Consider the following 13051-nt stretch of genomic DNA (forward strand, 5'->3'; position numbering starts at 1 on the left):
CCTATGGATCCCATACCCAAACATCCATCCCACGGAACGATCGACCTGGCACGTGTTCTGGTGATTGTCGAGGGAACCAACGACATTGAGTTCCTTCGCCGGATTTCGTTAACGCTGCATGCTCACGATCGGGACCTGCCGAACCTGGCCGAAATGGAACAGCAAGGGCACTTGGTATTCGTTCCCTTCGGGGGCAGCAACTTGCCCAGCTGGACCCATCGGTTCGCTTCCCTTGGCAAGCCGGAGTTCTTCTTGCTCGACCATGAAGTGCCGCCGGAAACGGAACAGCGTCAGGAATTGGCCCAAGTAATCAACCAGCGTCCACAATGTCGTGCGGTGCTTACACACAAGCGTAGCCTGGAAAACTATCTTCATCCAGCAGCGATCCGAGAGGTTGCTCCGATCGAGCTTACGTTCGGCGATTTTGACCCGGTGGCCATCCTCGTCGCCAAGCAACTCTATGAGAACGGCCTCCACGACAGGCCTTGGGAACTCTTGTCGCGTCGCTCTCAGAATCGCCTGTCCAGCCGCGCCAAACGTTGGCTCAACACGCAGTGCGCAGGCCACATGACGGTAGACCACCTTCGGGACCGAGATCCTGAAGGCGAAATCGCCAGTTGGCTGACCACGATCGGGCGTCTAGCCCACTCTGCCTAAAGCTCGCTCTCGCGAGCTTATTCGTTTCTAGACTTCATTTACAAGGAATCAATATGCGCTTAGCAGAAGAAATTCAGGAACTGGTGCGGGCTGGCTTCAGCGGACTCTGGATTCGCAGCTGCGAACAGGATGATGCGATCGCCGAACTGGCTCAGCTTTGCCGAGACGAAGACTGGCGGATGAACACCTGGGATATCGACGTCGGTCTCAAAGGTGCCCCGACAGAACAGTTGGAATCGCCAGCCGTGTCGGTCACCGATCCCTTAGGGGCTGTGCGACATCTCGAATCGCTTCCCAGCAACGGACAGCCTTCGCTCCTGGTGCTATCCAATCTCCATCGCTTCCTCGGTTCGGCGGAGGTCGTCCAGGCGATCTTTCACCAAGTTTCGCAGGGGAAAGCTCATCAGCGTTTTCTCGTCGTTCTGGCACCGGTGGTTCAGCTGCCAGTTGAACTGGAACGTGTGTTCACCGTGGTGGAGCATGAACTTCCCTCTCGGGAACAACTCACTGAAATTGCGACGGATATTGCAACCGAAGGAGATGAGTTCCCCGCAGGTGTTGGGCGGGAACGGATTCTCGATGCGGCCTGTGGCTTGAGCCGGTACGAGGCGGAGAACGCGTTCGCATTATCCTTAGTGCGCCATGGCAGATTGGAGCCGTCGGCCATTTGGCAGCTCAAGTCCCAGACGCTCATCAAGAGCGGCCTACTATCGCTCCATCGTGGCGGCGAGTCGTTTGCAGAGCTGGGCGGGTTGGATTCGCTCAAGCAGTTTTGCTGTCAGGCACTGCGATCGCAGGAATCTCGCTCAGTCCAAGCGAAGGGCGTTTTACTGCTGGGTGTGCCTGGTACTGGCAAGTCGGCCTTCGCCAAAGCGCTTGGCCGCGAAATTGGCAGGCCGACTCTGACGCTCGATGTGGGGGCACTCATGGGCGGCATCGTCGGCCAAACCGAGGAGCGAACTCGCAGGGCGCTGAAAATTATCGATGCTATGCAGCCTGCGGTGCTCTTCATCGACGAACTCGAAAAAGCCCTCGGCGGCACTTCCAATTCCGGCCAGACCGACAGCGGTGTGGGCTCACGGATGCTAGGCACCCTGCTGACCTGGCTGGCTGATCACGAATCGGATGTGTTCGTGATCGCTACGAGCAACGACGTCTCCAAGCTGCCGCCCGAACTCACCCGAGCAGAGCGCTTTGATGCGATTTTCTTTCTCGATCTGCCGGGGAAGTCGCAGAAGGAAGCTATCTGGCAGATGTACCTGGAACGTTTTGGGTTGGATTCCTCGCAGGAACTGCCCAACGACGGATCGTGGACGGGTGCTGAGATTCGTGCTTGTTGCCGGTTGGCCACTCTCTTGAATGTTCCCTTGGTGAAGGCGGCGCAGAACGTGGTTCCGGTCGCCGTCACATCCGCCGAATCCGTTGAGCGGCTCCGAAGCTGGGCGAGCGGTCGATGTCTGTCTGCCGAGTCCGGGGGCGTGTTCACCACAACGACGCAGGCGACGCGAAGGACGCGGCGAAGATTAACTCAGAATCCTGAATCCAATTAGCCCAAAACGAACCCATCTTCATGTGAGGTATTTATGACGGCAACAACTTTAGAACAACCTACGGATCGCAGCAGCCCCGCCGGAAGGTTGCGATCCACGATGTGCGCTACCCGGGTCAACTTTACCTGGTTAGGCACGCAGAAGACGTTGACCCGAGCTCAACGGGCTCAGGCAGCCCTCTCCTTCGACGCTCAGGGCGAATTCTTGAGTGCAGGCAAGAAGCTGCTGGATACGAAAAATCCACGTTTTAAAGCGGTGACCTCGGAACGGAATCGGATCCGCTCGTTCTGGACGTCCATCAGCCTGCCTTATCCGGAACCGGCCGTGCGACTGATTCGGCAGGATAGGGTCGACACGTTTCAAGACTGGATGAGTGAGCATCGCCAGGAACTAACCAAGGCAGTCGAAGAACTCGACGAAGACTATTACTCGTTGAAAGAGGCGGCACGGCAGCGACTCGGTCGCCTCTACAACGAGGCCGACTACCCCATGTCGTTGATCGGGCTCTTCGACGTTACCTGGGATTTTCCCAATGTGGAGGCTCCGTCCTATCTGCGGCAACTCGACCCTCAACTGTACCAGGAAGAGTGTCGTCGTGTGCAGGCTCGGTTTGATGAGGCAGTTCAACTTGCCGAGTCCGCCTTCGTGGAAGAGCTTTCGGGCTTGGTAACACATCTGACGGAACGCCTTTCGGGCCAGCAAGATGGTCGCGCCAAAGTCTTTCGGGACTCGGCAATTGGCAACTTGAATGCTTTCTTTGAGCGATTTCGTTCCTTAAATGTTCGATCGAATGATCAACTCGACGCACTCGTTTCGCAGTGCCAGGACATTGTTCAGGGCGTGCAGCCTCAGACGCTACGAGACGACGCTCAAGTACGACAGTCGGTCAGCCGTGAACTATCGAGCGTCCAGGCCACCTTGGACGAATTGTTGGTCGATCGGCCTCGTCGGCGGATTATCCGCTCTCCGAAGTGAGGTGCGGTATGCAACTTGTCATCTCATCCAGGGGAACCGTTCGTTGTCTCTATGACGAGACGCTCGACCTGCATACGCTCGGCAAACTATCCATCTCGCGAGGCTCCCATGTCGAGCCGAACGAAGACGGCCAGTGGTTTGCTGATCTCGCACCTATCGGTGGGCCGAAGCTCGGTCCCTTCAGTAGTCGAAGTGCCGCGCTAAACGCTGAAGTCCGTTGGCTGGAAGAGCATTGGCTCTCTCCAAGCGACGACTAACGCACCCTGTTTATCACACACCTTCCCAAGCCCTTGCTGGATTGCGATCCGGCAAGGGCTTTTTCTGTTCATTGACCAAAGGAGAAATGAATCGATGCAAGTTTCAGAGTTTTATCGAGCCGTTGCCGAGGCAACCGGCGAGAGTGTTTCCACGATTCGTCAGCTCGGATTTTCGCTCGTCGAAGAACCTTCAATCGACTCGGACGACGATGTCTATTTCGGTCCAAATGTCGTCGACTGGGACGAAGTCGAGTTTTTGAGAGCATGGGAGCATTCGGGGAGCGAGTCTTATGAACCGAAAGCAGCCTAACTCTCACATTTCGGAAACGGCAGTCTTGTCACGATCGACGCATCCTCGGAATGCAGCGGATCAAGTCGATCTGCGTTTGATCCGAGGTGGTCAGCAGCGGGGGCGACGTCAGCACCGACGCCATCCTCGTTGTGCGAACTTGCGACGCTCGGACGAGTAGTGTTTGTTACTTCAAGAAGTGGGAGGATCTATGGAGACCATCGTGCAGGCTGCATTCTGGGCCGTCGTTGCCTGGGCGTGCTACAAAACCGGAAAGCAATTAGGTAGCCGGAAGGGATTTCACGCCGGTCGTCGACGGGGTCGTTCTTCGCGACGGTAAAACTTTGATCCGCAGTTGAGTCTCGCAGGGCCGCCCAGTTGGGCGGCCCTGCCCTTTTTTCTTTTTAACTGGTATGAACGTGAATAGGAACGGTTCACCGAGTATCCCAATCTTGCATTTCTCGCAGGGCGTGCTCTGCTGAGGATGCCGGAATCGGGACGAGATGAACCGTATGTGTGCTTCATGCCTTACCAGGCGTGCGCGGGCCGTTCATCTCGGGGGCTGGCCGCTGATAGCTATGGGCTTCGAGCCCGTTTTTTTAACTGGCCACCCTGCGGCCCACCCGGCTGAGCTTCGAGCTCGGAGAGGTAGCTGCCGAATTGGCCCATTGCATTTGAGACGAGCGCCGCCCGCCTACGCCTGGGACTTTGGAGATGGTCTCATGGCTCGTTTTGTGGGACTTGATGTCCATAAGCAGTTCATCGAGGTGTGCATCCTCGATGCCCGAGGGAAGGTCGTGTACCGCGGCCGTGCGGCCTGTGATCGTGGGGCGTTGGAAGCCTTCGCTCGCAAGCAGCTGAAGAAGCGGGACCGAATTGCCTTGGAAGCGACGACCAACACCTGGTCGGTCGCAGATATCCTTCGACCCTTCGTGGCGGCAGTGGTGGTTAGCAATCCACTGAAAACGAAAGCAATCGCTGAGGCGAAGATCAAGACGGACAAGGTCGATGCGGCTGTTCTGGCGCATTTGCTACGGTGTAATTACTTACCGGAAGTCTGGCAACCCGATGAGAAGACGCAAGTACTGCGTAGCCTCGTCACGCATCGAACAGGTCTGATGGCGCAACGGGGGAGACATAAGAATCGAGTTCAATGTCTGCTAGGACGACTCCTCATACATCCACCCTGCAAGGTCCTTTGGACGAAAACAGGTCTGGCTTGGCTTCACAAGCTTGAATTACCGGCGATCGAACGTTTTGTACTTGATAGCGAGCTAAAACAACTGGAAGCTGTGGAGCAGGAGCTTGCCTCCCTCGATGAACAATTGATCAAAATCGCAGGTGAGAACCCTCAGGTGCGTCTGCTGATGACGCTTCCTGGCGTAAGTTACGTCGTGGCAATCGGGCTCTTGGCAGCCCTTGGAGACGTTCGTCGATTTCGTGATGGTAATCATGCTGCATCGTATCTGGGGCTTGTTCCCATCACCAGGCAATCTGGTGACCACTGCTATCACGGCCGAATCACGAAAGCTGGAAGTAGTCAGGCCCGATGGCTATTGACGCAATCTTGCCAACACGTTGCCAGGCATCCTGGTCCACTGGGAGCCTTCTTCCGACGACTGGCAAAACGGAAGAATCGCCAAGTAGCTATCGTTGCGGTAGCACGGAAGCTGGTCACCATCACCTATTTAATGCTCAAGAATAATGAGCCCTACCGCTACGCGAAGCCCGCGCTGATGTCACAGAAATTTGTGGCATTGGATCGAGCACAGCGAGACGATTCAGGCAAGAAGAACGACTCAAAACGGACAGCAGTGAATCGTTCCAATCTAGCCGAGGTGTATCACTACGCCAACTTGCCACCCGTTACGCTGCCCGTGCAACTGTCATCTGGTGAAAGACGTATGTTGAAGGAGCGGAAGCTGACAACCTATGTCGAAGAACTCTTCACACCGGCTACGGTGTCCGTGCGAAAGCGAACACCGCTGAAAAAGAGCCGCCTTAAAGGGCGGCAACCCTAACCATTTTTTTAAATATCAGCCGCTCGCCTAAGTAGGCATCTTGGGGACTCTGCCCCCAAGCCCCCGGGATTTTCTGAGGCATGGCTCCGGTGTCCGAAGCAACTACAAAGAAACGCCCCCAGCAGTCGGCTGCCAGGGGCCAAAGTGCGCGTCGGCTCACCGTCGATCCGGCTATTCCTCAGTCGGTTGCGTCCCCGCAGAGCCAACCTCCGCTTCACCGGACGATCTCATTCTAGCAAGTCAGCAAGAAGCGGGGCCAGAATTGTTGACACGTTCAGAGGTAGCTATCCGGCGACGAGATCTACCAATCCTAGAAGCACCAATTCAAATAACTGCAATAGAGAATTTCCTTCAATAGCAACAAATTGTCATCGTACATCGAATAGCAGAGTTTCATAGATTACCATGAAGGCGTTGCCGCAAGGCATACAGCATGCCGAATAGCCTAGGCCACCGTGTCGCGATAAGCCGATTCCAGGTCATCCCGCAGAGCAAGTTCTTGAGCGACCTTCCACGAGCTATTAACCGCATGATTATCGTCGAATACCTGCCATGCATGGCTTCGAGCAACTTCCCATAGGTGAACAGAGGATTCTGAAGTAATTGGGAGTTATCGACTTCGTCAAGCAGATCGGCTCAGATTAGCAGATCCCCCCCGAAACTCGATGAGCAAAAAGCAAGCAGCAAATTCAAAAAATGGCACCGCAGGGAATTGATAGATCCAAAGGTAATATCTCTCGCTCCTAATCGGTTTCTTTGAGCTGTCGGCGAAGCCGCTTCAGTTCGGCCTGCGTCTCTTCCTCGCCGCATGGCTTTGGCGGCGGATCCAATTTAGCGTGCCAATTCCGCAGAGTGGCTACGCCAACTGCCTAGCAGACATTATTAAACGAGTAACCCTCTTCGACCACCAACCGCACAGCTTCTTGCTCGAAATCTTCGCCTTAGGCGGGGCGTGTACTTCCTCTATTCGAATCTCCTTCAGGAACTATTCTCCCAGACCTTGCCAATGCCTGAAAGTTGTGGACTATCGCATGATACCAATCGCCTGACTGGCGAATTAAGGTAGTTCAAACTCACTACGACGCGGTCGATCGAGCAGCGCATTTCCCTCATCGTCATTGACAAAGCGTTCGCTTGCTGGGTTCCATTGGAGTGGCCTATTGATCTCTCGAGCAATATTTGCCAGGTGGCAGACAGTCGCGCTTCGATGCCCCACTTCCACGGGTGCGTTGGGAGTATCCCCAGTACGAATACAGTTAAGCCAGTCCTCTAAATGCGGTCTTGCCACAATGCCTACCCCTTGCCACATACTGTAGCTACTAGGGTCGGGAAGTTCCTTGACTAGATCAATTGGATCGACTTTAAACTTGTTTCGGCTGATCTCCATGGTCCCACGTTCCCCGTAGAATATTGCAGTGGGAACATCCGGTAGAAAATTTAGCACTGTGCCGTTGGCATATTTCATTGTCACGGGGAGAAATCTGGGAGAATCACTAAATAGGCCGTTGGGACGAGGGGTCTTATTGTGCCATTTTCTCAACCAGTCACGCTCTAAGGCAGTTTCGCTTATATCTAGCTCTTGATCTCCAATCGTATCCGAATTGAGTGGTGCCACCATAATTGGTCCGCTGTCATCCATGCCCAACGCATACTGAATCATGTCAATGTTGTGGGCCCCCCAATTCGTCATCAGATGGCCTGAGTAATCCCGAAAAAGATCCCAGCCACGCCATAGGAGGTCGCCGACCTTAAAGACATCCTTGACCCACAACCTTTGATTATGCGGTCGTGCCGGACTTGGGCCAAGAAAAAGCTCCCAATCGAGGTCTTTGGGAACAGGTTCGGAAGCAAAATCCATTGAGCTAATCGGTCCTGGATAATTGGGACTATCCACACGGCGAATCTCCCCGAGTCCACCGTCGCGGATAAACTCGCAAGCGAACTGATTCATTTCCATGGTTCGCTGCTGGCTACCGACTTGGAGGGTACGTTCAGAACGCTTTACCATATCGGCCAACATCCGCCCTTCACGGACCGTAAGAGAGAGCGGCTTTTCTACATAGACGTCGAGACCGGCCTGTAAAGCAATCATTGCGGCCTGAATGTGATGATGGTCAGGTGTAGCGATAACAACAGCATCCAGTGGTTCTCGATCAAGCATGCGTCGATAGTCTTGATAGACATTGCAATGATTTGCGTCTTGATCGCGAAATTCGCCTAAGATTTGAGCAAACTCATGCCTAGGATTGAGCGTGTCGGCTACTCTCGATTTCGCGCAGTCACAGATCGCTGTGACTCGTGCCAGTCCCGAAAGATTGCCAATCAGATATTTACCTCGGACGCCTGTGCCGATTACTCCGATACGAATGCGATTGGCTGGACTTTCGCCTCGGATAAGGGACGACCACCCCAGGGCCGTCAATGCCCCTGCAGCACCTACAAATTTTCTGCGTGAAATAGAAGTGTGGTTCATAGATGAAGATCCTCGCTTGCGTATCGAATACTTTCGGTCACATTGGCGACTTCGAGTTTCATTTGTTCTTCGAGTGGGAGCGTGCTTACTTCCTGCAAATCTGTCACGCTACCATCGGTCGATAAGTCAAACGAATTGTCTAGCGAAGCTTGATGATAGAGAAAGCCAGGAGAGGGTGAGGAGGGCTTTATAACCAACTCGCATAGCGGACTCAAAGTCGCGGCCCTCGTCTAGCCAGCGATGAGTGAGCGCTACAAAGGGTGCGATTTCCTCTTGGCTTACCGGTCGATGAAACGCACGTTGGGCAAAGTCGTACAACAACGCGGCCGAATCTTTCTTTCCATCGTGGGGAACGAGTTCTTGAGTCCAGTGTAAAGGCTTAGGGATGGAAGCATTCTGATAAATTGGTTCACCACCCGCCTTCTGCCGTTGCGGATCATAAATCCACTTGTTGCCCGTCTCAGAGTCTGGTTCTGTTTCCGTAAGGCGTGGTTTGGCAATTTTCCCGGGTGGCTTATTCAGGTGCGCAATTGGATCGATGTTTCGTTCAACACCTTTCTTTCGCCTTGTAGGCAGTTCTCCCCACTGCGTTTTATGAGATGGTGGAGGCCATTGATCAAATATGGGGCCCTCGACTTCCACCCACTGGATCACTGCCCCGGGGCCCTGATATTGGGCTTGTCGGAATTGCTCGCGTTTGCCCGGAAAACGCATGGGACGCAAAGAGGTCGGATAGACGTGCAAGTAGTGCCCTCGTTCTAACCAGCCTTCCCACTGAAAGACCTGTGGCTCGCCTTCGTCAACTGCGAAATGATCGAGAAAAATATGCGGGACGTGGTTCGACTCGGCATGCCCTGTACCTCCGGCCCGAAGCGAAACAATAACAGGATCTTGGGATCGCACGGCATAGGCTGAAACCCTATTTCGATATCTGGCTTTGAATGGTGCCGTCCACGCACCAATAACCGCATTCATGTGCGAAAACTTTTCTGTAGCGAAGAGAGCAACACCGTCGTCCTGAATCAAATAGGGGCCCGTTTTTCGATAGGCTTGCATGATGTTGCTGTCTTCTCGAAACGTCAGGCGATGGATCCTTCGCTGTGGCTCTTGGTACAATGTTGTCGCCTCGGTCAGAACCTGGTCGATCACATTGAGATACGCTTCCAATTGCACCGAAGACACATTTAATGCGGCACCAACCGTATTAAATCCATGACTTCGTCCATCCTCTGGCAATTCGCCACGGATAAGATGCGGCATTTGAAACAGGTCGCTCAATACAGTCTCGAACTCAGAGCGATTCAATCGCCGAATAACTCCACGACCCTCCTCGCGTTGTCGTTGACGATCCGCAGTGATCAGTCGTCGCGACAATTCAGATTCCCAAGCAGTTTTCTCTTCTGGGGATGGCTGGGAGGCACTTTGTGGCGGCATCTCTCCTTTTCGCACGCGATCAAACACCTTGACCCACTGCTGAAGCAAATCTGCATCCTCGAGTTCAAAAGTAAGGGACTCCAAGTCGAATCCCCCTTCTGAGTCTTCGCCAGAGCTATGACAATCAAGACAGTGATTCTCACCGAAAGAGGCAATGCGCGGAGGGACTTCTGCCCAAACCGGAGACAGCATCAAAAAGCTCAGGCAGGCGAAAGCAAGAAAGATTCTCGTTTTCAGGTTTGTCGTGCAGAGTAGTCGGGTAAGGTGCATTACTTTTTGGGAATCCTATCCTGGTAGCGAAGACGAACTGAGAATTGCGGGCCGCGTTACTTTTCAACCGTTAACCCATCGGGATCAGCTCTCTAATCGAGGAAGTGAAGCATTGGATAGCTCGTGTCGCCAGGGTGCCCCAGAAATCCCTGGATGCCAATGTCGGCTATTCGCACCTGGCAATTCTTGGTCTTCGGAGCACCAGCCGTCACGAATAATTGAGACTGATCGGAGCCTCCGAAAGTCAAATTGGATGCCGGAACAACACCAACCGGGATTTCACCAAGTAGCGTTTTCTGATGGGGATCGAAGATGCGAATTGTTCCAGTGCGAAAGTGCATACTGTAAAAATTTCCCCAAGCATCGAATGCGCAACCATCACCACCACCTTGACCTTTGGGAAACTCATAGATGACTTCAGGCTTACCTAAGTCAGGGCGAGCGATATCCAGTGGGTACCGCTGCACACGACTACCAGCGACATAGAGGTATTTGCCTGATGGATCGACTTCCAATCCGTTGCAACGATCGCCGCAGACTCGTTGCAATCGCCCATCCTGCCCAGCGGTCAGGCGATAAATGCCATCGTTCGGGACGCTAAAGTAAATCTCACCGTGAATACCAATACTGAGATCGTTGCCAGGTCCAATTGTTTTACCATCGACAAGTAACGCAACTCGTCCGTCAGGATATACTCTTCGCAAACCTGTCTGCCCGATAATTAGTGCTGAGTCATCCGGCAAAAAATGCACACCACCGCCACCTGGACTTAAAAGTACGGCATGCAACTCTCCGTTCAAATCAACACGAGTGAGAGCATTGGCACCCGAGAAGAAGAAGCGATTGTCAGACTTTCGGTAGGCTGGTCCCTCAGGAAACCAATCGAATTTGGCGACGGTACGGAAGTGAATGTTTCTTAGGCGTTGGACTGGGAAACGACGAACCGGAGACTCGTTCCCTTCACCATCTGTATCAAGCTTAAGTTCGAGCCAATCGATATTGAATCCCCCGATGTCTCCCACTTCAATTGTCAGCGTTTGATCACCGGCCACGAGATCAACATGACCAAGATACTTGTCGTTCTTCCAGCGGTGCCCGCTCCCTGTGCGGGGCAGTGCGATCAAAGTCTTGCCTTGGTTTCGGTCAAAAGTAATCGCGCAACTTGCTCCCTCGTTGGCTGAGGCAACGTGTCCAGAAATACGATATCGCCCTGACTTTTGAACATGGACCGTGTAACGGATCCACTCGCCTGGCTTGGTCCAGCCTAGGTAGATCGCGCCTTCCGGTTCACTTTGACCATTGATATCACGATCACCGGCAACTCCCTCTTGAGCTAGTTTTGTGAAGGATAAGTCGACACCTTCACTCCGCCGAAAGAGAGCTTCCGGATTATCGAAGAGCAAGTTCAATTGCCCATTGCCTAAATTCTTTCGGTCGTTGTCATGATACGCGACTCCTTCGCCTCCCCGATCAAACTGTTCGATTTCGATTCGCCCAGGCAGCGTGATCGGCATTGTTGCGTACGGCTTTGAGGTTGCCATCCCCATCGGCTCTTTCGCATGTGAGACTGTTGCCAAGCTGCTCAGTAGTATCCCGATTAGCCAGCAGAAATGATGCAATGAGCGACACCTTGGAAGACAACACTTAAAGGGAGGAGATGTTATGGCTGACGTATTCATTTGAGGATCCCCTGGACTACATTTCCTGCCAGATCAGTCAGCCGAAAGTCACGACCTTGAAAGCGATAGGTCAGATGTTTGTGATGAATACCAAGCAAGTGAAGCAGGGTGGCATTCAAGTCATGAACCGACACGGGATTCTCGATCGCGTGAAAGCTCCATGGGTCGGTTTGACCGTAGGTCGTACCTGGCTTAACGCCGGCCCCCGCCATCCACATCGTAAATCCTAGGTGGTGATGCTCACGACCAAAGTTCGACTTTGTCAGCTTTCCCTGACAGAAAACAGTTCGACCAAATTCACCTCCCCAAATGACGAGCGTATCATCCAGCATCCCTCGCTGCTTAAGATCACAAATTAACGCAGCGTTGGCTCGGTCGGTGTACTTGGCGTACTCTTCAATCTGTTTGGGAAGGTTGGAATGCTGGTCCCACCCTCCCTGAAACACCTGGACAATACGAACATCACGTTCGGCAAGACGTCGAGCTAGTAATGCATTGTACGCATAGCTCCCAGGCTGCCGAACATCGTCACCATAAAGGTCCAGTACGTGCTGAGGTTCGTCACTGAAATCGGCTAAATCGGGCACGCTCATCTGCATGCGAGCAGCCATCTCAAACTGAGCGATCCGAGTGCTAATCTCCGGATCACCGACACGCTGTTCATGCTGGAGATTGAAATTCGCAATATCGGCAATCGTTTGGCTTCGGAGCTCGGAAGTGAAACCCTTGGGATTACTCAGGTATTGAACAGGCTCTTGTCCTGCCCCACCCACGGGAATGCCCTGATACCGTGAGGGTAGAAAACCGGCACCCCAGTGGCGATCGATTAGGAACGATCCTCCCTTGCTCGTCCGCAAGACGACAAATGCGGGTAGATCGTCGCACACACTTCCCAGGCCGTAGGCAGCCCAGGCTCCCATGGCAGGACGGCCGGCGATTTGATGTCCTGTCTGCAAGTAGGTGATCGCTCCGTCGTGATCTACTTGGGTTGTTGTCATCGATTTGATAAAGCAGACGTCGTCAACCACTTTGGCAAACTCTGGGAATAGCTCGCTTACCCATGCACCTGATTTGCCATGCTGGCCAAACCGCCAGCGAGGAGCGACCACCGGAAAGTGTGCCTGACCGTTGACCATTCCGGTGAACTTGACGTCTCCCATTACGGACTGAGGTAGATCTTTTCCGTCCCAGTTCTTGAGCAGGGGTTTGTAATCAAAGAGGTCGATCTGCGATGGGCCTCCGGCCTGAAAAAGATAAATCACGCGTTTCGCTTTGGGAGCGAAGCTGGGAAAACCGGGCGTCCCAGGAGGGTTTGCGCGACGAGCCTCGGCTTGGACGTTTGATCCAAGCAATTGGTGCAGCGCGCCGGTCGCCAGCATGCCACCGATTCCCTTGAACGCCCCGCGACGTGTCAACTGGGGCGGAGTTGGATTGTTCACGTTCATT

The 13051-nt window shown here is 53.7% G+C and carries 11 protein-coding genes and 1 pseudogene; 7 read left to right on the top strand and 5 right to left on the bottom strand.

The window, feature by feature from the left end; all coding sequences use genetic code 11:
- Positions 1-3: 3 nt before the first annotated feature.
- From LA756_RS02005 to LA756_RS02030, 6 genes are all read left to right on the top strand, one after another.
- Positions 4-657 carry an ATP-dependent endonuclease gene (locus tag LA756_RS02005; protein WP_224438219.1) on the top strand — a complete coding sequence of 218 codons (654 nt, stop codon included), beginning with the start codon at positions 4-6 and terminating at the stop codon, positions 655-657.
- A complete protein-coding gene (locus LA756_RS02010) occupies positions 618-2207 on the top strand; it encodes an AAA family ATPase (protein WP_315858338.1) in 1590 nt (529 codons plus the stop codon). Before LA756_RS02005 ends, LA756_RS02010 begins: the two co-directional genes overlap by 40 nt.
- Positions 2208-2306: 99 nt before the next feature.
- The gene (locus tag LA756_RS02015; RefSeq protein ID WP_224438220.1) at positions 2307-3182 is read left to right on the top strand and encodes a hypothetical protein; all 876 of its coding nucleotides are present in this window, start codon (positions 2307-2309) and stop codon (positions 3180-3182) included.
- Positions 3183-3190: 8 nt separating this feature from the next.
- Positions 3191-3439 carry a hypothetical protein gene (locus tag LA756_RS02020; protein ID WP_224438221.1) on the top strand — a complete coding sequence of 83 codons (249 nt, stop codon included), beginning with the start codon at positions 3191-3193 and terminating at the stop codon, positions 3437-3439.
- A 94-nt stretch (positions 3440-3533) separates the two neighbouring features.
- Complete coding sequence (locus tag LA756_RS02025; RefSeq protein WP_224438222.1) at positions 3534-3749, top strand: hypothetical protein; 216 nt, start codon at positions 3534-3536, stop codon at positions 3747-3749.
- A 701-nt stretch (positions 3750-4450) separates the two neighbouring features.
- Complete coding sequence (locus LA756_RS02030) at positions 4451-5749, top strand: IS110 family transposase (RefSeq protein WP_224438223.1); 1299 nt, start codon at positions 4451-4453, stop codon at positions 5747-5749.
- A gap of 1057 nt (positions 5750-6806) precedes the next feature.
- Here LA756_RS02030 and LA756_RS02035 read toward each other — a convergent pair.
- Positions 6807-8222 (bottom strand): Gfo/Idh/MocA family protein, encoded by a 1416-nt coding sequence (locus tag LA756_RS02035; RefSeq protein WP_224438224.1) that lies wholly within the window; start codon positions 8220-8222, stop codon positions 6807-6809.
- 2 nt (positions 8223-8224) lie between these two features.
- Between LA756_RS02035 and LA756_RS27095 the strand changes: the two genes are divergently transcribed.
- A complete protein-coding gene (locus tag LA756_RS27095; protein ID WP_261362075.1) occupies positions 8225-8347 on the top strand; it encodes a hypothetical protein in 123 nt (40 codons plus the stop codon).
- A 1-nt stretch (position 8348) separates the two neighbouring features.
- On the opposite strand, the gene LA756_RS02040 is transcribed toward LA756_RS27095, so the two are convergent.
- The 4 genes and pseudogenes from LA756_RS02040 to LA756_RS02055 all read right to left on the bottom strand — a co-directional run bounded on the left by LA756_RS02040 (position 8349) and on the right by LA756_RS02055 (position 13050).
- Positions 8349-9278, bottom strand: coding sequence for a DUF1595 domain-containing protein (locus LA756_RS02040; RefSeq protein WP_224440482.1), 930 nt, complete (start codon positions 9276-9278; stop codon positions 8349-8351).
- A 123-nt stretch (positions 9279-9401) separates the two neighbouring features.
- A pseudogene (locus tag LA756_RS27280) lies at positions 9402-9926 on the bottom strand (DUF1587 domain-containing protein); the annotation flags it as partial.
- Between the two features lie 92 nt (positions 9927-10018).
- A complete protein-coding gene (locus LA756_RS02050) occupies positions 10019-11467 on the bottom strand; it encodes an SMP-30/gluconolactonase/LRE family protein (protein ID WP_224438225.1) in 1449 nt (482 codons plus the stop codon).
- Between the two features lie 134 nt (positions 11468-11601).
- Positions 11602-13050, bottom strand: coding sequence for a DUF1501 domain-containing protein (locus LA756_RS02055; RefSeq protein WP_224438226.1), 1449 nt, complete (start codon positions 13048-13050; stop codon positions 11602-11604).
- Position 13051: the final 1 nt, after the last annotated feature.

The sequence above is a fragment of the Bremerella sp. TYQ1 genome (assembly GCF_020150455.1).
Classification (GTDB): Bacteria; Planctomycetota; Planctomycetia; order Pirellulales; family Pirellulaceae; genus Bremerella; species Bremerella volcania_A.